Genomic DNA, 26,742 nt, shown 5'->3' with positions numbered 1-26,742 from the left:
CGCTTACAAATGCCCCAAGCAGTCTATTTTTTTCTGCACCTCTGCATCAATTTGACTTATTATAGAGGTTTGATGCTGTGATTTTACTGAACTTTTTATACTGAGCGAATGTGACTAAACTGCTGTGCGGCCGTCATTTTTCATCCATAAGTATAATTGACAAAATTTCAGTACTCACTAATCTTATAGCAAATTTTTGATCCGTCCGTTTTGTGCATTAAAAGATTGATAGACAAAGCGGATATACATTCACCAGGACAGGAGATCTATTGAATGTCTGAAGCAACTGGCAAGAAAGCCGTTTTACAGCTTGATGGCAAAGAAATTGAACTACCAATTTACAGCGGCACATTGGGCCCAGATGTAATCGACGTTAAAGATGTGTTGGCTGCAGGTCACTTTACTTTTGATCCTGGTTTTATGGCGACAGCTGCGTGCGAGTCTAAAATCACGTTCATCGATGGTAACAAAGGTGTACTTTTACACCGTGGCTACCCAATCGATCAATTGGCGACTAAAGCTGATTACTTGGAAACTTGCTATTTATTGTTAAATGGCGAACTTCCAACTGCTGAGCAAAAAGAAGAATTTGACGCTAAAGTACGTAACCATACAATGGTTCACGATCAAGTTAGCCGTTTCTACAATGGTTTCCGTCGTGATGCGCATCCTATGGCGATCATGGTAGGTGTGGTTGGTGCGTTGTCTGCGTTCTATCACAACAACCTTGACATCGAAGATGTGAACCACCGTGAAATCACTGCAATTCGTTTAATCGCGAAGATTCCTACGCTGGCGGCTTGGAGCTACAAGTACACCATCGGTCAACCATTCGTTTACCCACGTAACGACCTTGGTTATGCAGAAAACTTCCTACACATGATGTTTGCTACTCCTGCAGACCGTGATTATAAAGTTGATCCAATTCTTGCAAAAGCAATGGACCGTATCTTCACGCTTCATGCTGACCACGAACAAAATGCGTCTACGTCTACAGTACGTTTAGCTGGTTCTACCGGTGCGAATCCGTATGCATGTATCGCTGCTGGTATCTCTGCACTTTGGGGCCCTGCTCACGGCGGCGCGAACGAAGCTGTTCTTAAGATGCTTGACGAAATCGGCACTGTAGAAAACGTTGCTGGCTTCATGGAAAAAGTGAAAACTAAAGAAGTTAAACTGATGGGCTTCGGTCACCGAGTTTACAAAAACTTCGATCCACGTGCGAAAGTAATGAAAGAAACTTGCGACGAAGTTCTTGGTGCACTTGGCATCAATGATCCACAGCTTGCACTGGCTATGGAGCTTGAACGTATCGCGCTTTCTGACGAATACTTCATCAAGCGTAACCTTTACCCGAACGTAGACTTCTACTCAGGTATCATCCTTAAAGCGATTGGTATCCCGACTGAAATGTTTACTGTAATATTCGCGCTTGCACGTACTGTTGGCTGGATTAGCCACTGGTTAGAAATGCACAGCGGTCCTTACAAGATCGGTCGTCCTCGTCAGCTTTACACTGGCGAAGTTCAACGCGATATCGTTCGTTAATTCGAACCGCGTCGAAAGACTTAAAAAAAACCACCCTCCCGGGTGGTTTTTTTTAGTGCTGACAAAAGCCTACAAAAAATTGACCTGAAACGTTTTAAAATTAGCATATCAAAATCATATTCACGAACTAAGTCACCTAAAAACAGGATGCATATTGAATGCTGTTGTATTTTCTGCCCTTTATTTTACGACTGGTTCGTTTTGAACAGTTTAAGTGCCGCAGTCTAACGCCTGGTGAAATCAAAATTTCCCAACAGGTATTTGGCAACCTGATCGATTATTCTCGCGTTAAAATCATGAATCACCCCTACCTGCCCTGGCAATCCAAACATGTCATTATGGCCCCCAGTGGCTACATCCATGTACGCAATTTAAATTATCGGGAAGATTATTCGCGCGAGAGTTTATCTTATCAGGCGCTATTTATTCATGAAATGGCGCATATTTATCAATATCAATGCCATATCAATGTGCTTTTAAAAGGGGCATTTTTACAAAGTGCTTATTTTCTCAGCTTGGGAAAATATAATCCGTACAAATATCAATTTAATCCCAACAAATCATTTTCAACCTACAATATTGAACAACAAGGCGATATTGCCCGGGATATTTTTCTAAAAAAAATTCCGAATGTTATTTTAAATACACAAATAAACAGATGATATTTAATCAGTTTAATTCCAAACAATATAGCTAAGGCATATTTTAAAAGCCCAAATTTCCACTTCAGTCTTTAAATCTATATAAGCCTAGATGCATAAAAAATCAGCATATTTTCTAATTTTATATAATAACTTTTTCACTCAATGCCTGTTCTGCTAAATCAGCTCTAGCTTCTCGATAAAATTTCGATAAAATAAGCCGGTATGATTATTTTGCATCGCAGATTAAGATTCAATAATCATGCGATAAAAAGTTTTTTTTATTTAAGCCATTTGGCATTTTATGAATATCGAAGTGCACTCAACTGGATAATTAGAATTATAAAAATCAGTAATTTAGTGTATCAACCTATAGGAATAGGATTTACTTGGAATGAAAAGTTTTAAAATTGCGATTGCTCAATTCTCTCCACATGTGGGCAATCTGGATGCAAATACGCAAAAAATGATTGATCTAGCCAATCAGGCTAAAAAAGATAAAGCGGATCTGATTATCTTTCCTGAACTTTCAACATTGGGCTATCCTGCGGAAGACTTATTAATTCGCCCAAGTCTAGTGAAACGCACCAAAGCAGCTTTTGAAAAACTGACTGAAGTAAAAGATATTGTCATGGTCTTTGGTTTTGTTAATCAAACTGAAGATGGTCAACGTTATAACTCGGCTGCTGTCATGAAAGATGGCGAAGTGCTGGGTGTTTATAACAAACAAGTGTTGCCAAACTATGGTGTATTTGATGAAAAGCGTTATTTTGGCGAAGGTCATCAGCATCTGGTATTTGAGTATCTTGAACATAAATTTGGCGTACTGATCTGTGAAGATGTCTGGTCTTTGGCGACTGTTCAGCAACTGGCAAAATTGAATATCGACACAGCTTTGGTACTGAATGCATCGCCATATGAAGTGGGTAAACCACAACATCGCATTGAAACCATGGCGGCCTTGGTCAAACAGCTAAATATCAATCTGGTGTACTGTAACCAGGTCGGTGGCCAAGATGATCTGATCTTTGACGGTACCAGTTTTGTGCTCAACAAATCTGGCGAGGTGGCTTTACAGGCACCAACTTTCCAGGAAAATCTGGCAATTGCAGAATTTAATGCTGAACAACTGCAATTCAGCAAAGGTGCAATTGCACCTGCTTTAGACACCATGGCTGAGATTTATCAAAGCCTGGTCATGGCTACACGTGATTATGTACAGCGTTCTGGCTTCCCAGGTGTGATTCTGGGACTGTCTGGCGGCATTGACTCTGCCCTGACCCTAGCGATTGCTGTAGATGCGCTTGGCGCAGACAAAGTTCAAGCTGTGATGATGCCTTATACCTATACCGCACAAATCAGTGTGGAAGATGCAGCGGCTCAAGCCAAAAATATGGGCGTGACTTTCGGTATTGCCGAAATCAATCCAGTGGTAAGCGGCTTTATGCAGGTGCTATTCCCGTTCTTTGGCAACGCTCCAGTCGATGCTACCGAGGAAAACCTGCAAGCACGTTCACGGGGCACCTTATTGATGGCCCTATCTAACAAATTCGGTAATCTGGTGCTGGCAACCGGTAATAAGTCTGAACTAGCTGTCGGTTATTGCACCCTGTATGGCGATATGGTCGGTGGTTATGCAGTTCTGAAAGATGTGTATAAAACCATTGTGTTTGAACTGGCGAAATATCGTAACAGCATTTCAGAAACTCCAGTGATTCCGGAACGTGTGATTACCCGTCCACCTTCAGCAGAACTGCGTCCAGATCAGGTCGATCAAGACTCTTTACCTGCCTATGACATTCTAGATGCGATCTTGTACTCTTATATTGAAGAAGATATGAGTCAAGACGATATCATTGCCAAAGGCTTTGATGCTGAAGTCGTGAAAAAAGTGATTCGTCTGGTTGATATCAATGAGTACAAGCGCCGCCAAGGTGCCATTGGACCACGTATCAGCTCACGCTCTTATGGCCGTGAGCGTCGTTATCCAATTGTGAATGGCTGGAAAGCAGGTAGCTAAATTCTGCTCTCAATGATGTAAATCAGAATCGCCCAAGGAATGCTTGGGCGATTTTTTTATGCGGCAGTAAAATGAAGAATAGCCCCAACATCAAGAAGGAAAAATAATGTTTTGTGGAAACTAAAAATTAGTGGATGCTTCAAATATTTTTTTGTGGTTTGCAGTGCTTTTTAAAAGACAAAAAAAGAGACCAAGCTGAGAGCTTGGTCTTTTAAAATGGTGGCTATGACGAGACTTGAACTTGTGACCCCCGCATTATGAGTGCGGTGCTCTAACCAACTGAGCTACATAGCCGTAAACTGTGTGCGCATTATCGTAATTTCAGCTTCTATCGTCAAGCATTTTAAAAAACAAATGTTCAGTCTTTATGCAAATACAGAATAAACTTTTAAATTTTAAACAAAAAAGCTTTTTTTAGTATGTAATTCACGCATTCATAGCACCATTTAATTCTTCGAGGAATCATTAGATGTATAAAATCAAAATATTTATTTTACTCATTGGCATTTCAAGTCTGAGTGCCTGCCAGATCATCTCGCCTATTTTCGTAGATTATAATGGCGTCAGACGTGATGTGGCACAGTGGATTAATCAGCAGCAACTGATGAGCATGCAGCAAAAACGGTCCTTGGCACAACTCAGCAGAGCACAGCAGAAAATCGGGCGCTATCCGGAATATGATCAGAGCCAACGACTGGCGGTAACCCGGGAAAATCAGATTGCATTACATTGTGCGCGTTTACATGTGACAGAACATAAAATCCGGCAGCTACAGCAAAAAATTTATGCAGGTGAAACTCAAACAATTTTAAATCGCTATGAACAGCTGTCACCGCAAATAAAATTAGACCCGACCTCTATTCGATGTGATTAATCACTGTCTTAGGCTATCACATTAATTACATATAAATTATTAACTTAGGCTAAATAAATAACTCTGTTCAATAGCTCTAAACAGGTGCTTCATTCTTTAATCTATTAGACATTATACCTATGTATTTACTTGGTTTTATTTTTATACAATACAGGCTATGATCAAAGTATAAACAACTATTCGTACCCGGTTTAACGCGTCATAATTTTCTAATAACTCTAAATTCCCCTCAGGAGAATTCTAATGCCTTTTGAACATATTTTAGTACCTGTTGACGGTTCAGAAACATCGTATGCTGCAGTGGATAAAGCTGTAGAAATTGCCAAAGCATTTAACAGTAAAGTCACAGTGGTTCAAGTGCTGGCACTGGACCCTTATATCGCTGCGGAATATATCTCTGCGGCACAAACCAATGACCTGATTGAACGTGCCCGTACTTCCATCCTGAAAACGCTGGATGAAGCCAAAGCAAAATTCTCTGGTGCCGGTGTTGAAGTGGATACACAGCTCCTTGAGGGTCAGGTAATTTATAGCGAGATTGTCAAAGCAGCTAAAGATTTAAATTCTGACCTGATCGTGATTGGTTCCCATGGTCGCACGGGCTTCAAAAAGCTGTTCCTTGGCAGCGTAGCGCAAAGCATTCTCGGCCAAGCGGATATCCCAGTAATGGTGATTCGCAACTAAGTTATGTTTAAAATCCCCACTTTTCACCAAGTGGGGATTTTTTTTATATCTTGACCAAACCATCCCATTGATAGCGTTTTAAATCCAAGCGATCACCTTTAAGAAAAATTCCTTCCTGCATGAGTTTTTGCTGCTGGATATTCTGGCCATGTTCGTCCAGTTGCTTCACACTGATTTTCGCCTGGGCATTGATCACCCGATACCAAGGAATATCGGTGTCCGCATTTAGATGACTTAGAACCCGACCGACCAATCGCGCATGTTTGGGTAAACCTGCCAGTCTAGCAATCTGTCCGTAGGTGGCGACTTTGGCATACGGAATCTGATTGACCACAGCCAAAATCATTTCTGCCATTTCCTGACTGGCTGAACTTGTCTGGGTCATTTTCATCTATTCAATAGCCCATTTAAATAAAAGATCACACTTCAACCTATCCATAAAAAGCTATCAGAGAGTGTTTAAGCCTGATGAAATACGCTGATTCAAACTTTCTCATCTCATGATAAAAATAATCCAGCAGCATCTTGATCTTTTAAGTTTTATCTTTAGAAATTATCCGGATTTTCTAAGCGTTTTACTTCCTGAACCTTATCTGGATGGTGCACCGTGGCGACGCCATCTGCATCTTTCTGATCAATCAGAATTTCTGGCTGAAAGATAGTAATAGTCTCATTTCCTTTGGCATCTTCTCCAACAATATAGCGAAAACCCTTACGATTCAGCTTGTGGCACATGCGTTGATACCAGCCTTTAAAGCCCTGCGTCTCTTCATTGGGATTATAATAAAACGCATTCATCACCGCAGGCAGGCCCAAGCCACATACCACACCGGACAATAGCACTACAATAAAGGTATAGCCCACCAGAATACTGCTATAGGCTTCCAGCTGAGGAACATTGGCGACCGCCAGAATTAAGGCCAAAGAAATCCCGCCCCGTACTCCGCCCCAAGACAGGATGGTCAAACTGCCGTTATAGCTTTTCTTGCTGACTTTTGGGAACATGGCAAAGGCCAGATAGTTGGCTGCAAAACGGGCCAGATGTAGAATCACAAAAGCCACCATTCCGCCCAGAACCAGACTGGTACTCAAGTCCAGAATAAACAATTCTAGACCAATTAGGGTAAACAGGAATGAATTGATAATTCCCTCAACCGTATGCCAGAAATGATTAACGTCACCAATTTCAGCATCTGCCAGGATTTCTTTCCATTTATTGCCAACAATCAAACCACCAATCACACAGGCAATTGGCGCGGAAGCATGTGCCAGCAAAGCCACCAGATAGGAACCACAAGCCAGCAAGGCCGTGGTCAAAATCAGAGATTCCATTTCATGCTTACCGCGCAAAATCCGCAAGATCGCAAAACCGAATCCGAGACCAATCAGCACCGCCACGACAATTTCATAAAGCAAGGTTTGCAGCACTGCCAGTACCGTAAAGTTTTCACCTTGCAGAACATTGAGCAAGGTCATAAATAAGGCAATACACATTGCATCATTAAACAGTGATTCGCCTTCAAGCTTGACAATCAAATGATGCGGTGCGCGAACCGAACTCAATACGCCTTTGATGCCGATCGGATCTGTGGCGCCCAAGGCCGCCCCTAGCAAGAGCAAAACCAGCAGGTCAACATGTTTACCAATCAGGAACTGATAACCATACAACACCACACCAAAGAACACTGCACAGAACACCAAAGCCAGACCAGCCAAAATACTGATCGGCCGCCAGTGGTTACGCAAATCTGAGACCTTAAACTTCAGCGCAGATGAAGTCAGGATAAAACAGATCACACCATTGATCAGAAAATCATAGAAATCGACGTGACGAACAGCCTGCTCGATATTGTCAATATTGATGCTAAAGAATGGATTACCATGCAGTAAACTGGCGCCCCACTGCAAAATGAAAACAAAGATTGCAGAGACAATAGGGACACCGATCGCTTGCGGAAAGCCTAAAACGCGCTTATTAAACATGGTCGTGGCAATAGACAGAGCAAAGACCACCGTGAGTAGCTGAAGAAAAAAGAAATTTCCCATTCGGTTTCCTAAAATCGGGCGAGATGGAGCACTATGCGCCGAGAGGCGTTGTTAAAATAGAGATTTGAATAGCAAGCTATTCTGGCAAAACAAGTTTAGTCCGTTTTTTATCGAATTGAGTTAAGTTTCTTTTCAGTATTTTCGAATGATGATTTAACATACAGGTCAGCACTCGGCTTTTGCTTCCACATTTTTCTATTTTGAATTTTTCTCCCATGCATCAAACTGTCAAAACCATTTTTCGTCTCTGTTTTGCCAGCGTGATTTTTCTGATCACGTTGTCCTTATGTTTTACCTGCTTTACTAAAATTCAGGAAATTCTGCAAGCAGAACAGCATTATCAGCAAGCCACCAGCATTCCCTTAAAAAGTATAGCCGGCGAGCAGTATGTATTGGTGTCCAATAACCAGCGACCAGACAATGCAATTTTTATTCTGATTGCAGGAAATGGTTATGTGGCCAAAATCAATTGTGAGCATTACAGCGCTTTATGTAACGATGAAGACAATCAATCGCATACCCGACAAATCCAGAGCGTTGACTTAATTAAAGCGGGAAATCTGTTTTATATTGAAAAAATCCAGTTCAGAGATAGCCGGACTGGCAAAGCAACTGCCTTCGAATATAGCAAACAAGACATTCTGCAGTTTTATCAGAATGACATGAGCAACCTCAAATATACGGTCTTTGCAATTGCACTGTTTGCTTTGGCTGCATTATTCGTCAGTATCAAGATATTAAGAAATTTCCGGCGTTTTCTGCATAAATAAAAAAAGGAGCATCTGCTCCTTTTTTTATCGAAGTCATTTAAATATTTTGATTAAAGGTATCACAATTCGCAACCTGACCGGATTTCAAGCCGGTATTAAACCATTGTACCCGCTGCGCGCTGCTGCCATGAGTAAAGCTGTCCGGCACCACCTGCCCGCGGGCACGTTTCTGCAAATAGTCATCGCCAATTTTATGAGCGGCATCCATCGCTTCCTGCACATCGCCCTGTTCCAAAAATTGGGTTCGCTCATGATTATGGTAAGCCCAGACGCCGGCCAGACAGTCTGCCTGCAATTCCTGACGCACTGAAAGCTGATTACTTTGCACTTCGCTTGCTTGCTGACGTGCTTGCTGTACTTGAGAAGAAATACCTAAAATCGTCTGGATATGATGCCCCACTTCATGGGCCACGACATAGGCCAGCGCAAAATCCCCCGCCTGATCATTGCGGGAAAGTTCGGTGGCATTCTGTTCTCCGGTAATGCCCATTTGGGTACGCATATCTTTAAAGAATGCAGTATCGATATACACTTTCTGGTCTGTCGGGCAGTAGAAAGGCCCCATCGCCGCCTGAGCCGTACCACAACCAGAATTCACGATGCCGTTAAACAACACCAGTTTCGGTGGGACATACTGCTGATTTAACTGCTGCTGAAACACCTGATTCCAGGTATCTTCAGTATCTGCCAATACAGTTCCAACAAAATCAATCGACTCCTGCTGTTCTGGCGTGGGATTTTCCAGGCCACGTGTTTCTGCCGCACCCGATACCCCCTGAGTGACCTGCTTGGTGGTTTGATAAGCCTGTTGTGGATCGACACCGAAAAACTTCCAGGCCACAAAGGCCACAATCAATCCAACAATACTGATTCCGCCAGCTTTGGCACCACCACCGCGACGGTCTTCTACATTGCTACTGACACGACGACCTTTCCAACGCATAGTCTTTTCCTTTTCTTAATCTGCTTAATATCCAGATATTTCCACACCTTAAGCTTTTGATGATTTAGGCCAGATTTTCTTAATCAGGCTGATGACCAGCATGACCAGCAGACCCGCTAAAATTCCTACAGCGAAATTAATCAAGGTCGGCGTAACAGCACCCACAATGTTGCCAATGCTGGGAATATCCTGCACATAAGCCACACTGTCTTCAGTAAAGTGATGAATAAAAGGAATAGCATGGTTAATAATTCCACCGCCCACCAGAAACATTGCAGCGGTTCCAACAATGGAGAGAATTTTCATCAGGACCGGAGCAAATGCCAACAAGCCACGTCCTATTTTTTGTTTAAAATCGGACTGCTGTTCAGTCAGATGCAGACCGATATCATCCAGCTTGACAATCAGCGCGACAAAACCATAAACACCAATGGTCATGACCACCGCGATCAGGCTTAAAACAGTCACTTTGGTCAGCATCGAGGCTGCGGCGACCGTTCCCAAAGTAATCACGATAATTTCAGCAGACAGGATAAAGTCAGTGCGAATAGCACCTTTGACTTTTTCATTTTCAAACTGGTGCAAATCCATTTCTGTATGAATCAATTGCTCACGCGCCTGTTCCGCGTCCTTGGCCTTCGGTGTATGCAAGGTATGAATAATTTTTTCCACGCCTTCATAACATAGGAACAAACCACCCAGCACCAACAAGGGATTAATCAGCCAGCCTGCAATAAAGCTGATTAATAATGCCAGCGGCACCAAAATCAGTTTATTAACAAAAGAACCTTTGGCAACTTTCCAGACCACCGGTAATTCACGATCAGCCCGCACACCTGTCACTTGCTGCGCATTTAAAGCCAGATCATCACCAAGGACGCCTGCTGTTTTTTTTGCTGCCATTTTGCTCATGACAGCGACATCATCCAGAACAGTAGCAATATCATCTAATAATAGTAATAAACTGCTCGCCATACTTATTATCCTTATCTTCTTTCCACCTAGTTTAATCAAAATTCTTAAAAATATTGTATTCACTTGTTTAATTTATAAGATTTTTTTACGACAGCTTTTTTTCTGGCTGACAATCAAAAACAGAATGCCGTACAATGTTGCCATTCGTTAAAATACAGCTGTAGTACTGACTACCCTTTGGAATAGATAATGAGTAATCAAGATAATCGTCCAGTGATCTTGACGGGCGACCGTCCTACCGGACAACTCCACCTCGGCCACTTTGTGGGTTCATTACGCTCTCGTGTAGGTCTGCAAGATTCTCACCATCAACACTTGTTACTCGCTGATGCTCAAGCCCTGACCGATAATGCGGACAATTTTGAAAAAGTACGTCGTAACATTATTGAAGTGGCGACGGATTATCTGGCTGTCGGTATTGATCCAACTAAAACCACAATTTGTGTGCAGTCATGCCTGCCAGCACTAAATGAACTGACCATGCTTTACCTCAATTTCGTGACGGTTTCACGTCTTGAGCGTAACCCAACGATCAAATCTGAAATCCAGATGCGTGGTTTTGAGCGTGATATTCCAGCCGGTTTCTTGTGCTACCCGGTGGCTCAAGCTGCTGACATTACGGCATTCAAGGCCACTGTAGTTCCTGTGGGTGAAGATCAGATTCCAATGATCGAACAGACCAACGAAATCGTGCGTCGTTTAAACCGTCAAATTGGTCATGACCTGTTACCAGAATGTAAGGCACTACTTTCCAATGTTGGTCGCCTACCTGGTTTTGATGGTAAAGCAAAAATGTCGAAATCTTTGGGCAATACCATTGTGCTAGATGCAACAGATAAAGATATTAAGAAAGCCGTCAATGCCATGTATACCGATCCGAATCACTTACGTATTGAAGATCCAGGTCAGGTTGAAGGCAACGTGGTATTCACCTATCTAGATGCCTTCGATCCAAATAAAGAAGAGCTGGAAGAACTTAAAGCCCATTATCGTCGTGGTGGTTTAGGCGATGGTACAGTGAAAAAACGTCTGGAAAGCATTTTAAAAGAATTGATCGGTCCAATTCGTGAGCGTCGTATTGAACTGGCTAAAGATCCGGATTACATCATGGATATTCTAAAAACTGGTACGGATAAATGTCGCGATATTACCCAGGCGACACTGGATGAAGTTAAATCTGGCCTCGGCGTATTCCATTTCTAAATATAAAATTGCTTTGAAAAGCTCTTCTGATGAAGGGCTTTTTTATTTAAACTATAATTGCGCAAAAATGATGCAAATATCCCCACATAATCTTCATAGCTTTAACCTTATTTAACATGTATTAACATGAATACTGATGAGTCATATGAGAATGCATCCTATTATGGTCATATTCAGTAAGGAATCAGATTTAACTCTCTCCACAGTTAATGAAGTAGTTTGAAAGACATTCCTTTTTCTACGCAATGACAACCCCAATCATTGCGTTTTTTTTGTCTTTAATTTTTGAATCTATTTTATTTCAAGTATAAAAAAACCCGCCAGAGCGGGTTATTTTGAATTTAGCATTTAAGCATTTTTATGACGCATATGCGGGAACAAAATCACATCACGGATACTTGCTGCATTTGCAAAGATCATCACCAGACGATCAATACCAATACCCTCACCTGCAGTTGGAGGAAGACCGTATTCCAATGCTTCTACAAAGTCTGCATCGTAGTGCATGGCTTCATCATCACCAGCATCTTTTTCAGCAACCTGTGCCTGGAAACGCTCAGCCTGATCGATTGGATCATTTAACTCCGAGAAGCCATTGGCCAACTCACGGCCACCGATGAAGAATTCAAAACGGTCGGTAATGTGTGGATTGTGATCATTACGGCGTGCCAATGGAGAAGTTTCCGCTGGATATTCTGTAATGAACGTCGGCTGACGCAATTTGGTTTCTACGGTTTCTTCAAACACCATGGTTTGCAGTTTGCCCAGACCAAAACCTGGTTTCACCTGCTCTTTCAATTCTTCCTGAAGGAATTTTGCCAGGAACTCACGGTCATTGACATTTTCAGGGGTAAATTGCGGGTTATTTTCCAGAATTGCATCGAACATTGAAATTTTCTTGAATGGCCCTTTGAAGCTATACACTTCATCGCCATAAGGCACATCAGTGGTACCCAAGATATCAATCGCCAGACGCTCTAGCATTTGCTCGGTCAATTCCATCAAGTCTTTGTAATCTGCATAAGCCTGATAGAATTCGATCATGGTGAATTCAGGGTTGTGACGGGTAGAAACACCTTCGTTACGGAAGTTACGGTTAATTTCAAACACACGTTCAAAACCGCCGACCACCAAACGCTTTAAGTAAAGCTCTGGCGCAATACGCAAGAACAGCGACATGTCCAGTGCATTATGATGTGTTTCGAAAGGACGTGCCGATGCACCGCCTGGAATCACATGCATCATTGGCGTTTCAACTTCCATATAACGCTTTTCAGTCAGGAAGGCACGGATACCCGCTACGACTTTGGCACGAATCTCAAAAGTTTTACGTGTTTCTTCGTTAACAATCAGATCTAGATAACGTTTACGATACTTTACTTCAGTATCGTTCAAACCATGGAACTTGTCTGGAAGCGGACGTAATGATTTGGTCAGTAATTCAAAATGTTCGATGTGTACATACAAATCGCCTTTACCCGAACGGCCGATATAACCTTCGACTGCGATGATATCGCCAAGGTCCAGACCTTTAATGGTAGCCAGGACATCTTCAGCGAGTTCTTTACGCGCCACATATAGCTGGATACGACCTGTCATGTCCTGGATCACAATAAATGAACCACGGTTCAACATCACACGACCGGCAACTTTGACGTAGACCTTTTCGCCTGCTTCAATTTCTTCTTTAGATTTATCAGCGAACTGGTCTTGTAAATCCTGGGCATAGTGCTCACGCTTAAAGGTATTCGGCCATGGGCTCTTACCTGTTTCTTGTGCCTGAGCTTCGATTTGCTTTAACTTGGCATGACGCTGTGCAATTAAATCGTTTTCGGAAATGATTTGTTCAGAAGTCGATTGAGCGTTAGTTTGCGTCATCTCTGCCTCGAATAAGATTAGTTAAAAAATAGAAGTTGCATAGAATAGCAGAAATCCTTCTCAAATCGTAGCGTAAACACTCTCAGGAACCGGCTTTTCTTTGGAAGAATCCACTATCCCGCTATTTACACCATTCGGTTCAGCCCGTCTGTCACTCTTTTAAATTGCCTTTCTTCAACCTTTTGCAGCACCCAGCTGCTCTCAGTTGGGATTAAAGTCTAAACCAGACAAGTCTTATATAAATTCATTGCACTGCAAAACTTCGGCTTAGACCAATAGCTAACTGCCTTGTATACCCAGACGTTCTACAATGACACTCAGCTTCAAGATGATGTGCCAATCAACAAATAACCAATATGGCATATCCCATAAAAATGAGTAATGTACTATGTCTAAGATTTTGTTTATACATGGCTTAGATTCCTCCAGAGAATCCACCAAGTTCCATGCCATTGATGTGGTACACAAGTACTGTATCGATGTCGATTACCGAAATCTGAGCTATAGTTCGGTCGCCGAGTTTTATCATGAGATGATTGAAACCATCAAACCAGATATTCTGGTCGGCCACAGTCTTGGCGGTTATTGGGCACTGAAAATGTCACAGGCGTATCAAATTCCCTGTGTAGTGGCTAATCCCATTTTGCAGCCTAACTTCCGCGATGATTATCCGCCGATTGGGCATCACGATTTACAGCATGACATTCCTCAATTTGCCTATCTTGAACTGGGCGATGAAATTCTGGATATGCATGCGGTTCAGACACAACTTGAAGACTATATGCAAATTCAGGCAGTTGATGGCGGCCATCATCGTCTGGAACATCCTGAGCAAATTAATACGCTGATTCAGGAAATCGAAGATCATTTTATCAGGCAATAAAAAAGCCCCACAATTTCGGGGCTTTTTTTACAAAAAATTATGACTTAAGCAACTGCCGCTTCAGGCTGAGATTTGTCATCCAATACTGACCAGATATCCAGGCCTAATTCAGCATGCAGGTCAGGAAGATCAAGGAAGATACTTGCACCAAGTACTTCATGTTGACATTTTTGAGCCAGTTCATTCACTGCTTTTAAGGTTCCGCCACTTGCCAGAACATCATCCACAATAATTACTTTCTGGGACTGAACGTTCGCAGACATTTCTAAACGATCTATACCATATTCCAGGCTATAACCCACACCGACCACTGGAGGCGGCAATTTACCTGCTTTACGCACCAACAATAAACCTTTGCCTGTACGTTGTGCCAACAAGCTTGCCAACACAAAACCACGCGCTTCAACCGCAATAAAGCTTTCTACTTCTGCCAGTTTGTCAGCAGGAATGCTGGCAATCAAAGCGTCAGTCAATGGACCAATATTGCCCATGAAAAGTGGGGTCAAATCAAAGAAGCAAATTCCTGGTTTTGGAAAATCTTGGACCGTACGAATGTGAGACCACAAAGAAGTAGACAAATTGCTCATGGGAGATCTTAAAAAAAGAAAAGGAATATGGGAATTTTAAACCTATTTGAATAGAGCGGACAAGCCAAGCTGCCTAATAAAAACTCGGAATTTAATTATAAGATATTGATTTTATTATATTGATTTATTTTAAAAAAATTTAATCCAGACTTCACTAATTTTAAATTACCTAAAAACTCAAGTTTTAACTGCTCGACTTTGGTCTATCCCACAAGATAAACGCTCATTTTTGCCATTGTCAGCTTTTTATTCTTTAACCGCCTACGCCAGAAAAGCTGATTGGCGTGATTTTTAGATAAATGAGGAATGTGTCGTCTATTCTGCTGCTAATTTCGCTGATTAGGCTTTTATTCACTTTACTTTCTGAATAGAACTGCGTAAAAATTTACCCAAATATGTTCACTGTTAAAAAGTCATATTCTTTTAGAGTCTTGCCTTTTATGGATTTTAAGCTGACGCCTACAGTTGCTCAGTTTTGGAGAGTTACATGAGAAAGTTTCAATGCATCGTATGTGGATGGATTTATGACGAGGCAGAAGGTTGGCCTCAAGACGGGATCGTGGCAGGCACCAAATGGGAAGATATCCCAGATGACTGGACCTGTCCAGATTGCGGCGTGTCTAAAATTGATTTCGAAATGATCGAAGTCTAATCACGTCCAGTTAAAGGCCATATCCATATGGTCTTTTTTTATGCCTTTCAATCATTTATACAGCATGGAGCTCTACCATATGGAAACAACTATGCATCCTATCGTCATTATTGGTTCAGGTATGGCGGGTTATGCCGTAGCACGTGAATTTCGTAAACTCAATCCAGAACCTGAATTGCTGATGATCTGTGCGGATGATGCGGTCAATTATGCCAAACCGACGCTTTCCAACGCTCTGGCCGGCAATAAATCACCTGAACAAATTCCATTGGGCGATGCCACTAAAATGTCAGCACAGCTGAATATGCGTATTGAACAGCATACCTGGGTCAAAGCCATTCATCCGGAAGATCATCAACTGGTTCTGGAAAAAGATGGCCAGGAAAGTACACAACATTATAGCAAACTGGTATTAGCCATTGGTGCCAATCCGGTACGTCTGGCGATCGCCGGTGATGCCAGCGATGACATTCATGTCGTCAACAATTTAAGTGACTATAAAGCTTTCCGTAACAATCTGGCAGCAAGTGAAGACAAACGTGTGGTGATTTTAGGTGCAGGCCTGATTGGCTGTGAATTTGCCAATGACCTGCAAAATACCGATCATCAGGTCACAGTCATTGATTTGGCGCCGCAGCCGCTTGGCCGTTTATTGCCAGAACATGTTGCTACTGCATTCCAGAAGAATCTTGAAGAAACCGGCATTCATTTTGTCCTGGGCACAACAGTCGAAAAAGTCTCTCGTGCGGACAATGGTGATTATCTGGTCACGCTGGCCAATGGCCAGTCTTTGGTTGCGGATGTGGTGTTATCTGCGGTGGGCTTACAGCCGAATATTTCTTTGGCGAAACAGGCAGACGTACACACCAGTCGCGGAGTGTTAACCACCGCGCAACTGGAAACCAACCAGGCCGATATCTATGCGGTAGGTGACTGTGCCGAGGTCAATGGCACCTTATTGCCTTATGTCATGCCGATCATGCAACAAGCCCGCGCTTTGGCAAAAACCTTAAATGGCGAACATACTGCCGTGCATTATCCGGCAATGCCGGTGGCAGTCAAAACGCCTGCTGCACCTTTAACGGTATTGCCTGCACCGGTTGATGTGAATGTCACCTGGGAAACTGAAGAATTTGACGATGGCATGCTGGCCAAAGCGTTCGATGCTAACGGCACCTTACGTGGTTTCGTGCTTTTGGGCGCCACTGCAGCCAAACAGCGTCTGACCTTGACCAAACAGGTTCCTGACTTGATTCCTGCTGCGGTTTAGAGGTTTAATAGCAAGGATATTTTTTAAACGAAATATCCTTTAATTAGGACAGCGACTATGTACAGCGCAGCACAGTTTAATCTTTCCCCTTATACCTCGTTCATGCATGAAACCAAGGTCGATCTTGGTAATGGGATCCAGCTACATGTCGAGGTTGGTGGAAATCCGGAACATCCCACCATTTTGCTGATTATGGGGCTGGGTGGGCAAATGCTGTACTGGCCTGACTTTTTCTGCAAATCACTGATTGACAATGGTTATCACATCATCCGTTTTGATAATCGTGATATTGGCCTGTCTTCAAAAGTCCATCACAAAGGTCCACGCCTGAATACCCTGAAAATGATGAGCCGTTTTGTACTGGGTCTGGGTAATCAGGGTGCACCTTATGATCTTTACGATATGGCTGAAGATGTCAGTCTGCTAATTGAAAAAATGCAGCTGGAACAGGTCTATGTGCTGGGTGCTTCGATGGGCGGTATGATTGCCCAGATTCTGGCCGCGCGTTATCCGGACAAAGTCAAAAAACTGGGCTTACTGTTTACCAGCAATAACCAGCCGATGTTGCCACCACCCTTTCCCAAGCAACTCTTTAGTTTGATTGACAAACCGGCTTCAACAGATGAAGATGGCATTGTTGATCATAGTTTGAAACTGTTTAAGATCATCGGCTCACCAGGTTATGTCAATCATCTGGAAGCGGTGCAGACCGCCCGTAAATTATATAAGCGAAGTTACTATCCTGCTGGTGTACTTCAACAGTTTTTAGCAATATTATGTACAGGCTCATTGCTGCAACTGGACAAGCAAATCAAACAAGAAACCCTGGTGGTCCATGGTTCTCGAGATCGATTGCTGCCTCCTAGCCATGGCAAGGCCGTTGCGAAAGCAATTTCAGGGGCTAAATTTGAATTAATTGATGGAATGGGGCATGATATCCCACCGCATTTTATTCCATATCTTAGCGAATTATTTGCTGATCATTTTAAATCATAAACATTAGGACACTATGGCTGCATTACCATCCCTAAGACAGCTGTCATACCTCGTAACACTGTCAGAGACGCTACACTTTACAGAAGCTGCTCGCCGCTCCTTTGTCACCCAGTCAACCTTGTCTGGCGGCATCATGGAGCTGGAGCGTTTACTCGGTGGCGTACTTGTTGAACGCGACCGCCAGAATGTTCGTTTAACGCCTCTTGGTGAACAAGTGGTTGCACGCGCACGTGTTCTACTGGCCGATGCTCAGGACCTAATGCGTTTAAGTCGTGAGATGAGTGAACCTTTAACCGGTGATCTACATCTCGGCGTCATTCCAACAATTGCACCTTTCCTATTGTCCCAGCTGCTGGATGAAGTGCATAAGCAATTACCAAAAATCCAGTTGCATCTGCATGAAGCGCAAAGTGAAAAGATTGTAGAAAAGCTGGAACATGGCAACCTGGATATGGTGGCTTTGGCATTGCCTTTCGACACCCGTGGTCTGAAAGTTGCTGAAATTGCCAAAGAGAATCTGTATCTGGTTTACCAAAAATCTGATCAGCATGCTGCACAAGCAAACTCTTTAGAAGATCTGGATCTGTCTCGCCTGATGTTACTTGAAGAAGGTCATTGCCTGCGTGATCATGCCTTGAGTGCCTGCCCGATTGGTGAGCGTAAAAATGATCACCGTTTAAAAGCCAGCTCACTGCCGACTTTAATCGAAATGGTGTCTGCAAATCTGGGCTTTACCCTGCTGCCTGAAATTGCGATCCATACCAATATGATTAAAGGCAATCCTGAGATTCAGGTAAAAGCGATCGATTCAGCCCCAAGTCGTACCCTGGCATTGGTAACCCGTAAAAGCACACCGCTGCAAAGCGAGTTTGATGTGCTATTACAGATTTTCCAGAAAATCACTCAGCACGATGCAGCCTGATCTATAGATAATAAAAAGGAGCACATGTTGCTCCTTTTTTATATCTTGAATTGAATGCATCCAGTCCGCCTAGAAACTTAGAATCTCTACATTTCAGCTAAATCACTATTCTTTGGGATAGGCATTTGCATCTGCCTGATTCACAGTATAGCTCTCTATTGCATCTACAGGATCGCGTTTTATTGGCTAGCCTTTTGCCTGCACCGGTTTTAGTGATTCGTTCACCGACTGGACTCGACCTGTCAAAAATCCAGACCGTGCTACAGCAACTCGGCTATCAGCCAGATATGCTGCTGTATGCGGACAATATGCTGTCCGCACAATCCATGATTACTGAACATCTGCCTAATCTGATTCTTTATCATGCAGCAACAACTTCAAAGATCAGTTTGATTCATCAGCTGAAACAGCAAAGCTCAGATACACCTGTTATTGCCATATTCAATACGGATGCCATAGCACTCATCTATTCTGCTTTATTATCCGGAGCAGATAGCTATATGCAGCATCATGATTCATTACCGCAGTTCGCTGAGAGTCTAAAAATTGTCTTACGCGGCGGAGCCTACATTCATACTGAACTGGCAGACTATATCCTGCACCAGCCCATTGCTAAAACCTGTCTTAACCTCGCTGAATTGCAGTTATTAAAATTATTGAGTCAACATCAATCGCAAGCTGAACGACAAAAACAGCTCGAGATGAAAGATTATCAGATATATAGCCAGGTCAAATACATCTATCGAAAACTGGTTAAACTCAGCTTGAACAGTTAAATTCTATGTTCGGAATAAAAAAGAGGCTGAATATTCAGCCTCTTTACATACTTAAACTTATTTAAACAGCTCTAACAGAATACGTTGTGCATTATGCGGTTTTTCACCTTCTTTTGGCTGTGCCCGCAGCCAGGTACCATCACCTTGCAATAACCAGGATTGCTGGTTGTCTTTCAGGTAATTCAACAGACCTTGTTGATAGATGCGTTTTTTCAAGGCTTCATCTTCGACCGGGAAACAGGCCTCGACCCGATTAAACAGGTTACGATCCATCCAGTCTGCACTTGAACAGTAAATACGTGAATTGCCATTATTGCTGAAATAATACACGCGGGTATGTTCCAGGAAACGTCCGACAATTGAACGCACCCGGATATTTTCCGACAGACCCGGCAACCCCGGACGCAAACTGCAAATCGAGCGAATAATCAGGTCAATCTGTACCCCGGCCTGAGAAGCCTCATAGAGTTTATTAATTAATTGCATTTCGGTCAGCGCATTGACTTTGACAATGATCTGCGCCGGTTTCCCTGCCTGAGCATAAGCAATTTCATTATCAATATAGTTCAGTAACTGGGCATGTAAGGTAAATGGCGCATGCAGTAGCTTTTTCAGCTTGGCCATTTTCCCCATACCGGTCAGTTCCTGGAAAATACGATGCACATCTTCACAAAGATCTTTATCCGTCGTTAACAGACCATAATCGGTATAAATTCGCGCATTGCCGGCGTGATAATTACCGGTGCCCAGATGCACATAGCGCACCAGTTTGTTATTTTCCCGGCGCACCACCAGAATCATCTTGGCGTGAGTCTTGTAACCGACAATGCCGTAGACCACGACCGCACCGGCTTCTTGCAGGACATTGGCCACTGCAATATTGGATTCTTCATCGAAACGCGCACGCAATTCAATCACTGCGGTGACTTCCTTGCCATTGCGGGCAGCTTCAGCCAGCACTTGGACAATTTCAGAATCTGGTCCACTACGGTACAAGGTTTGCTTGATCGCCAGTACTTGCGGATCGCGTGCCGCTTCACGTAATAATGAAATGACCGGAGCAAAAGATTCAAAGGGATGATGCAGCAGAATATCTTGCTTCTGCATTGCACTAAAAATATTTTCAGATTTTTTCAGTACTTTAGGAATGATGGGAGTATGCGAGTCATAACGTAAATGCGGACGTTTAAAGTTAGATAGCAAACGTGCCAGATTGACCGGGCCCGCGACTTTATAAAGCTGCTCGTCGTCCAGATCAAATTCATTCAGTAGATATTCATAAATATGCTGCGGACAATTTTCTGTCACTTCCAGACGCACGGCGCGGCCAAAACGGCGTGAACTGAGTTCGCCTTTGAGTGCCTTGGCTAGATCTTCAACATCTTCATTCAAGGCTAAATCGGCATTTCGGGTAACACGGAACTGATAACAGCCAGTCGCCGTCATCCCAGGGAACAGATCAGACACATGCTCATGAATAATCGCCGACAGCATCACATGATGTTCTTTTCCATCGGTCAGTTCATCCGGTAAACGCACTACGCGTGGCAGTGAACGCGGTGCAGGCACCACAGCCAGATCAATCTGACGGCCAAAGGCGTCTTTGCCTTCCAGTGTCACAATAAAGTTCAGTGATTTATTCACCAGCCGCGGGAATGGATGCGCTGGGTCTAGGCTGATCGGCGTGAGAACCGGCGCAACCTGCTCCTGAAAATATTTTTTAATCCAGGCAGATTGCGCTGGGGTCAATTCACCACGGCGCAAGAAGCAAATATCTTCCTCACGCAGTTTTGGCAAAATTTCTTCATTTAAAATACGGTATTGACGTTCAATGGCAGCATGTGCGGTTTTAGAAATCTGTTCTAAAACCTGCTTTGGAGTCAAGCCATCCGGACTCCGGCTTTCATTATCCAGATCCAGTTGTTCCATCATCCCGGCGACCCGGATTTCAAAAAACTCGTCCAGATTACGTGAGAAAATCAACAGGAAATTCATGCGTTCGAGCAATGGATGTAAAGGATCGACAGCCTGTTCCAGGACACGTAAATGGAAGTCTAGGATAGACAGTTCGCGATTAATATAACGATCATTATATGTATATTCGGGCTGTGCTGAAGTTGTGCTGGCTGCCGTATTCATATCAAACCTATGCGGATTTAAAATTGTGCTTATCGCTCCAAGTATGCTTCAAATTGATGACAATTTCATAAAAAAAAGCCCAAATAATTGGGCTTTCTCTTCAAATCATCAATTAAGGTAATTCTGCATAACGCATATAGCGCTGAATCATCCGTTTACGTGCATTTAATGCAGAGGAATTGCGATGATCCTGGAAATATTTCGGATTGGTCAAAATGGCCGCCAGAAAGATGGCTTGATCGCGGGTCAGGCTTTGCGCGGTTTTACCGAAATAATGTTTGGCCGCCGCTTCAACGCCGTAAATATTGTCCCCGAACTCGATCGAGTTTAAATAGACTTCCAGAATCCGTTCTTTCGACCACATGCGCTCCATCATCCAGGTCGCGACCGCCTCCTGACCTTTACGCACAAATGAACGCTTGTTGACGAGGAACAGGTTTTTCGCCAATTGCTGGGAGATTGTCGAACCACCGGCCACTACACGGCCCTGATTTCTGTTTTTATTCAGCGCAGTTTGAATTCCGTCCCAGTCAAAACCATGGTGATGAATAAATTTTCCATCTTCCGCAGTGACGATGGCACGTTTCAGATTCAGGCTGATTTCGTCATAAGGACGCCACTGATGCTGAATCGCTTTGGAAGGTTCTGTCCAGTAATCAATCCGCATCATCATGGTGGTGTTCACCGGATTGGTTCGCCACCAGGCCAGACTAGCAAAGATCCACAATTGAACCAGTAGAATCACACTGACGATGACAAGCATCGTGCGGATCAGAAAGGCTTTCATGTCAGTGCGTTACTCCTGAAAATTTAATTTTTCGTGTTAAGCTTATTCGAAATATACAATCACAGCAAAAAAATAGCATGTCTGAATACTCTCCCCCTGTCGAACATCGCAAACTTGAAATGCATCTCTGGTGGATCACCGCCATTTTAATCGGGATCAATGTTGGATTATTTGGCTGGCAAGCCATGCATGGCATGGATGTTAGCCAGCCGAGTACCCGAGACGCTATTCTCTGGGGTGCCGATTATGCACCTTTAACCTATTTAGCGGAACCCATGCGCTTGTTTAGCAGCATGTTTTTTCATTTTGGCCTGATTCACCTGATGTTGAATATGTGGGCCTTGTATATTTTTGGTAGTGTTGCCGAACAGCTGTTTGGCCGGATGTATTTTATTGGCCTGTATGTGTGTGCCGGATTAATGGGCAGCCTGCTCAGTGGCTATATGAACATTCAAGACAGCTATAGCCTGATCGAAGGCGGTGTGGCCAATCCGGATTTATTGCCTGCGGTCAGTGCCGGCGCATCTGGTGCTGTGATGGGACTCGGGGCTTCACTGACAGTGCTAGCCTTATTGCCAATGCTGCCACAGCAACGTTTTATTCTCGATAAAAAAACCCTGGTGATGATGATGGGTCTAAACCTCGCGCTAGGCTTTATGATCAGCGGAATCAACAATGCCGCACATATTGGCGGCATGCTGATGGGTGCTTTTCTCACCTTGCTCTGGTACATCGGTCAAAAAATGCAGCGTAGCCACCTGTTCAATCTGATTGCCCTGCTTGTCGGTTTCGGCATTTGTGTGCTGCTTTATCAACATAACTTGGCCTTACTCGAACCCATTCGCCCACTGTGGCAAGAGATTCTGGAAATGATGCAACAGCAACTAAAACTTTAACTCTCAGCCAGTTAAAACCACGGAGATGAATCTTATTGATTCATCTCGCGCAAGCTTTGTAAGGGCGGAATCTCTGACAGATAACTCAGGCGATAACGGCCAATCAGCGCACATAAAGCGGTCATAAAGATTGGCAGGATAATCCAGATTTCCCAATGTGGCTGAATCATCAAATCCATTTTATAGCTGGCAATCGCGCTGATCACTTCGGCAAACAGGCAGGAAACAATTCCGGCAAACAGTCCGATAAAACCAATTTCCAGACTCATCATGGTTTTCAGTTTCTGCTTGGAACTACCGAATGATCGTAGCAAAGCCACTTCACGTTTGCGTTCATCCATCAACAGGTTCAGACAGGCCATCAGTACCAGAAAACCGGAAATGCTGACCAGTACTGCTAGAATGGTCACGATTTGCACTAGCACATTCACAATGCGTTTGATCTCTTCCAGAATCAGGCTGACATCAATAAACACCGTGTTGGAAAATTGCTGGATCACAGACACCAGCTTGCCCTTATCTACCTCCGGGACATAAAAACTGCCCAGATAACTGCCGGCATTGGCATCCAGGGTATTAGGTGCAAAGATAAAGAAGAAGTTGGGACTAAAACTTTCCCACTCGACGGTTCTTAGATTAACGACTTTAGCTTCCAGTATGCCTTCAGGCAGACTGAAACTGAGTTTATCTCCAATCTTGATCCCTAGCTCTTCGGCAGTATTGGCTTCGACCGATACAGTGCCGACCTGCTTTAAAGCCGCGTCACCACTAACAATCACATTATCTTGAGGATAGCGGTTTGACTGGGTCAGATTCAGTTCACGTCTTAAGGTATTGCTACTTTTCACCAGTTCCTCGGCAAAAGGCTGATCATTTTTGGCGACCAGACGCCCACGGACATTTGGATACAGTGGTGTGCTTTTCCAGCCATTCTGCTCAAGTTGGGCTTTCAGGGCTGGCATCTCAAAAGGCGGTAAACCGTAAACGAACTGGTTCGGTGTACCTTCCGGTAACTGTTGCTGCCAGCGCTCCAGCAGATCGGTACGCAAGACGGCCAATACTGTAATCAGGCTCAAGCCCAAGGCTAAAGCCGTAATCTGCAAGGCGGTCTGAGAAGGCGTGCGTACATAGGCTGACAGATTCAGCTTCATATTCCGCAGCAGTTTCAACACCCCCCATACCGTCAGATACAGCACTGCACATAACACAATAATCGCGCCAATCACCCAGGCGGTCAGCAGCAAGTTTTCGGTCAAAATCACACTAAAGATAATCAGGCTGAGCGTTCCAGTCAGCAGCATCCACAGCATGGACTGTACTGATTTTTCTTGCTGGCGAATCACCCGAATCGGCGGTGTATTTAGCAATTGCAACAAGCTTGGCATGACAAAGCCGAGTAGCACCACGGCACTGGTCAGCATCGCGACCGGCAATGGTCCGAGCAACATCGCGATAGCGGAAAATTCAATCTGCAAATTTGGAATCAGCTGCAACATCAATTGCAACAGTCCATAACCCAGACTGATCCCGACCACAGTACCAATTAGCATGGCAATCAACAGCACCATCCCGAGTAAAGCCAGATAAGCCGATAGAATCTGCGGCTTGGTCGCACCGATACAACGCATCAAGGCAATATGATCCTGATTCTGCTGCACATAACGCTGCGCGGTTAAAGCAATGGCAATCCCACATAATAGAATGGTCAGAATATTGGCCAGTTGCAGGAAAGTGTCCAGATTAGCAATCGGCTTCATCAAACGGGTATTGCCTTCACTGGCATTGCGTAACCTGAGACTGCTTTGCTCCTCAAACTCCTGTCCTTGTACTTCCGCTGGCGTTTCAGCCGAGCCGTTTGCTGACTTGACCTGCTGCTTGAATAAGGTCTCATATTGTTGGGTATCGTCTGGACGGCCAGCCATGAGTAAGCGATATTCAATCCGGCTCCCCACCTGAATGGCATTGGTTCGTGCGACATCTGCCTGAGAAATAATTACGGTCGGTGAAAAACCGGAAAATCCAAGCTCCTGATTGGAGTCTTGTTCAATCTTGGCGGTGACTTTAAACGCCGCATCGGCAATATTGAGCTGATCCCCCAGTTTGACTTTGAGCAAATCCATGGCTCGTGGACTGAGCCAGATTTCACCAGACTGAATCGATTTTTTTGCCGGTTGCACCCGCAGTTCACCACGCAAAGGAAAAGCCTGATCTATGGCTTTGACATTGACCATCACAAACTGCGCATCGGTATAGGCCATACTGCTAAAGAAAGTGACTTCTGACTGCTTTAAATCCAGCTGCTTGGCCTGATCACGCCACTGCTTTGGCAAAGGCTCATTATCTGAAAGCACCAGATCACCAGCCAGCATTTCTGCTGCCTGTAAGGCGACTGCATTTTGGATTTGCTCGTTACTAAACTTGAGTGCAGTAGTCGCACTGATCGCCAGCGTTAAGGCAATAATCAGTAGATAAATCCCGGTCGTTTTAAAGCTTTGCGTCAGTAAAGGACGAAATAATGGATTCATTTCATCCTCCATTCGGATGTTCAATCAGCTCGCCATTCAGCAGTTCAAAATGCCGCTGACACTGCTGCGCCAATTTGCGGTCATGCGTGACCAGCACCAAAGTCGTCCCCAGTTCCCCATTCAGTTGAAAGAGTAGTTGTTCAATTTCTTTGGCAGTTTCGCCGTCGAGGTTACCCGTGGGTTCATCGGCAAAAATGATTTTTGGTTCACTAACCAGTGCACGAGCGATGGCTACACGTTGCTGCTCCCCCCCGGACAATACTTTTGGGGTTTGCTGCGCCTGTCGATCCAGCCCTACTTTATGCAGTAGTGCCAAGGCTTTTTGCTCGGCTTCTGCATATTTAAAATCGGGTTGCAGGCGCAGTGGCAGCATCACATTTTCAAGTGCAGTCAGATGCGGCAACAGCTGAAAAGACTGAAAGACAAAGCCGATATTTTTCAAACGCACCAGTGCACGCTGTTCTTCATCCAGACTTGACACCAATTCACCACAGACCATAAGCTGACCTGAACTTGCCTGATCCAGTGTCGCCAGAATACCCAGTAATGTGGATTTTCCGGAACCGGAACGACCGGTAATAGCCACTTGTTCTCCGGCCTGAATATCCAGATCAAGATCCTCAAAAATGGTGAGCTGTTTTTGTGAAAGTTGTATCTTTTGTGTCAATTTCTGGGCAGAAATAATAGCCTGTGGCATGATGGTCGAATCGTTGCTGCTTTGAATCAT

Annotated in this window: 24 protein-coding genes and 1 tRNA gene; 14 read left to right on the top strand and 11 right to left on the bottom strand. The window is 43.9% G+C overall.

The window, feature by feature from the left end; translation table 11 throughout:
• The first annotated feature begins 273 nt into the window (after positions 1-273).
• From gltA to NI455_RS05035, 3 genes are all read left to right on the top strand, one after another.
• Entirely contained in the window at positions 274-1,548 is a 1,275-nt protein-coding gene (gene gltA / locus NI455_RS05045; RefSeq protein ID WP_004279429.1) for a citrate synthase, read from the top strand.
• A 158-nt stretch (positions 1,549-1,706) separates the two neighbouring features.
• Positions 1,707-2,210, top strand: a complete 504-nt coding sequence (locus NI455_RS05040; RefSeq protein ID WP_129717197.1) for a hypothetical protein — start codon at positions 1,707-1,709, stop codon at positions 2,208-2,210.
• Between the two features lie 373 nt (positions 2,211-2,583).
• Positions 2,584-4,209: an NAD+ synthase gene (locus NI455_RS05035; RefSeq protein WP_253112786.1), complete on the top strand. Its 1,626-nt coding sequence runs from the start codon at positions 2,584-2,586 to the stop codon at positions 4,207-4,209.
• 217 nt (positions 4,210-4,426) lie between these two features.
• On the opposite strand, the gene NI455_RS05030 is transcribed toward NI455_RS05035, so the two are convergent.
• Positions 4,427-4,503, bottom strand: a tRNA-Met gene (locus NI455_RS05030).
• A gap of 175 nt (positions 4,504-4,678) precedes the next feature.
• On the opposite strand from NI455_RS05030, the gene NI455_RS05025 reads away from it, so the two are divergent.
• Together NI455_RS05025 and NI455_RS05020 are read left to right on the top strand one after the other, a co-directional pair.
• Complete coding sequence (locus tag NI455_RS05025) at positions 4,679-5,083, top strand: hypothetical protein (protein ID WP_253112785.1); 405 nt, start codon at positions 4,679-4,681, stop codon at positions 5,081-5,083.
• A 243-nt stretch (positions 5,084-5,326) separates the two neighbouring features.
• Positions 5,327-5,767 (top strand): universal stress protein, encoded by a 441-nt coding sequence (locus tag NI455_RS05020; RefSeq protein ID WP_004279425.1) that lies wholly within the window; start codon positions 5,327-5,329, stop codon positions 5,765-5,767.
• Between the two features lie 43 nt (positions 5,768-5,810).
• Here the strand turns inward: NI455_RS05020 and NI455_RS05015 are convergent, their stop codons facing one another.
• Positions 5,811-6,152 carry an MGMT family protein gene (locus tag NI455_RS05015; protein WP_081401204.1) on the bottom strand — a complete coding sequence of 114 codons (342 nt, stop codon included), beginning with the start codon at positions 6,150-6,152 and terminating at the stop codon, positions 5,811-5,813.
• Between the two features lie 161 nt (positions 6,153-6,313).
• Positions 6,314-7,813 (bottom strand): cation:proton antiporter, encoded by a 1,500-nt coding sequence (locus NI455_RS05010; protein WP_005246963.1) that lies wholly within the window; start codon positions 7,811-7,813, stop codon positions 6,314-6,316.
• Between the two features lie 215 nt (positions 7,814-8,028).
• On the opposite strand from NI455_RS05010, the gene NI455_RS05005 reads away from it, so the two are divergent.
• The gene (locus NI455_RS05005) at positions 8,029-8,583 is read left to right on the top strand and encodes a hypothetical protein (RefSeq protein WP_253112782.1); all 555 of its coding nucleotides are present in this window, start codon (positions 8,029-8,031) and stop codon (positions 8,581-8,583) included.
• 37 nt (positions 8,584-8,620) lie between these two features.
• Here NI455_RS05005 and ypfJ read toward each other — a convergent pair whose 3' ends face one another.
• Complete coding sequence (gene ypfJ / locus NI455_RS05000) at positions 8,621-9,526, bottom strand: KPN_02809 family neutral zinc metallopeptidase (RefSeq protein WP_004279421.1); 906 nt, start codon at positions 9,524-9,526, stop codon at positions 8,621-8,623.
• 48 nt (positions 9,527-9,574) lie between these two features.
• Positions 9,575-10,501: a DUF808 domain-containing protein gene (locus NI455_RS04995; protein ID WP_004279420.1), complete on the bottom strand. Its 927-nt coding sequence runs from the start codon at positions 10,499-10,501 to the stop codon at positions 9,575-9,577.
• Positions 10,502-10,690: 189 nt separating this feature from the next.
• On the opposite strand from NI455_RS04995, the gene trpS reads away from it, so the two are divergent.
• A complete protein-coding gene (trpS, locus tag NI455_RS04990) occupies positions 10,691-11,704 on the top strand; it encodes a tryptophan--tRNA ligase (RefSeq protein ID WP_004279419.1) in 1,014 nt (337 codons plus the stop codon).
• Positions 11,705-12,052: 348 nt separating this feature from the next.
• Here trpS and lysS read toward each other — a convergent pair whose 3' ends face one another.
• Positions 12,053-13,582: a lysine--tRNA ligase gene (lysS, locus tag NI455_RS04985; protein ID WP_071850582.1), complete on the bottom strand. Its 1,530-nt coding sequence runs from the start codon at positions 13,580-13,582 to the stop codon at positions 12,053-12,055.
• A 388-nt stretch (positions 13,583-13,970) separates the two neighbouring features.
• Between lysS and NI455_RS04980 the strand changes: the two genes are divergently transcribed.
• Positions 13,971-14,465 (top strand): YqiA/YcfP family alpha/beta fold hydrolase, encoded by a 495-nt coding sequence (locus NI455_RS04980; protein WP_004730287.1) that lies wholly within the window; start codon positions 13,971-13,973, stop codon positions 14,463-14,465.
• A gap of 44 nt (positions 14,466-14,509) precedes the next feature.
• On the opposite strand, the gene NI455_RS04975 is transcribed toward NI455_RS04980, so the two are convergent.
• On the bottom strand, positions 14,510-15,052 hold the full coding sequence (locus NI455_RS04975; RefSeq protein WP_253112779.1) for an adenine phosphoribosyltransferase: 543 nt from the start codon (positions 15,050-15,052) through the stop codon (positions 14,510-14,512).
• A 487-nt stretch (positions 15,053-15,539) separates the two neighbouring features.
• Here NI455_RS04975 and rubA point away from each other — a divergent pair, with 487 nt between their 5' ends.
• The 5 genes from rubA (at position 15,540) to NI455_RS04950 (ending at position 19,668) form a co-directional block, all read left to right on the top strand.
• Positions 15,540-15,704, top strand: coding sequence for a rubredoxin RubA (gene rubA, locus NI455_RS04970; protein ID WP_004646274.1), 165 nt, complete (start codon positions 15,540-15,542; stop codon positions 15,702-15,704).
• Positions 15,705-15,795: 91 nt separating this feature from the next.
• Positions 15,796-16,974, top strand: a complete 1,179-nt coding sequence (rubB, locus tag NI455_RS04965) for a rubredoxin reductase RubB (RefSeq protein ID WP_253112855.1) — start codon at positions 15,796-15,798, stop codon at positions 16,972-16,974.
• A 57-nt stretch (positions 16,975-17,031) separates the two neighbouring features.
• Positions 17,032-17,970 carry an esterase EstB gene (estB, locus tag NI455_RS04960; RefSeq protein WP_004646272.1) on the top strand — a complete coding sequence of 313 codons (939 nt, stop codon included), beginning with the start codon at positions 17,032-17,034 and terminating at the stop codon, positions 17,968-17,970.
• Positions 17,971-17,983: 13 nt separating this feature from the next.
• Positions 17,984-18,892: a LysR family transcriptional regulator OxyR gene (gene oxyR / locus NI455_RS04955; RefSeq protein WP_004279412.1), complete on the top strand. Its 909-nt coding sequence runs from the start codon at positions 17,984-17,986 to the stop codon at positions 18,890-18,892.
• A gap of 182 nt (positions 18,893-19,074) precedes the next feature.
• A complete protein-coding gene (locus NI455_RS04950) occupies positions 19,075-19,668 on the top strand; it encodes a response regulator transcription factor (RefSeq protein ID WP_253112776.1) in 594 nt (197 codons plus the stop codon).
• A 57-nt stretch (positions 19,669-19,725) separates the two neighbouring features.
• On the opposite strand, the gene ppk1 is transcribed toward NI455_RS04950, so the two are convergent.
• A complete protein-coding gene (gene ppk1, locus NI455_RS04945) occupies positions 19,726-21,807 on the bottom strand; it encodes a polyphosphate kinase 1 (RefSeq protein ID WP_005246972.1) in 2,082 nt (693 codons plus the stop codon).
• A gap of 112 nt (positions 21,808-21,919) precedes the next feature.
• On the bottom strand, positions 21,920-22,594 hold the full coding sequence (mtgA, locus tag NI455_RS04940) for a monofunctional biosynthetic peptidoglycan transglycosylase (RefSeq protein WP_004279409.1): 675 nt from the start codon (positions 22,592-22,594) through the stop codon (positions 21,920-21,922).
• Between the two features lie 77 nt (positions 22,595-22,671).
• Between mtgA and NI455_RS04935 the strand changes: the two genes are divergently transcribed.
• Complete coding sequence (locus tag NI455_RS04935) at positions 22,672-23,490, top strand: rhomboid family intramembrane serine protease (protein ID WP_253112772.1); 819 nt, start codon at positions 22,672-22,674, stop codon at positions 23,488-23,490.
• A gap of 32 nt (positions 23,491-23,522) precedes the next feature.
• Here the strand turns inward: NI455_RS04935 and NI455_RS04930 are convergent, their stop codons facing one another.
• On the bottom strand, positions 23,523-26,015 hold the full coding sequence (locus tag NI455_RS04930; protein WP_253112768.1) for an ABC transporter permease: 2,493 nt from the start codon (positions 26,013-26,015) through the stop codon (positions 23,523-23,525).
• 1 nt (position 26,016) lies between these two features.
• On the bottom strand, positions 26,017-26,742 hold the full coding sequence (locus NI455_RS04925) for an ABC transporter ATP-binding protein (RefSeq protein ID WP_253112765.1): 726 nt from the start codon (positions 26,740-26,742) through the stop codon (positions 26,017-26,019).

This window comes from Acinetobacter lwoffii (assembly GCF_024129435.1).
GTDB lineage: Bacteria > Pseudomonadota > Gammaproteobacteria > Pseudomonadales > Moraxellaceae > Acinetobacter > Acinetobacter lwoffii_F.
Note: the sequence above shows the minus strand (reverse complement) of the source record. Positions and strands in the feature narration are given on the sequence as shown.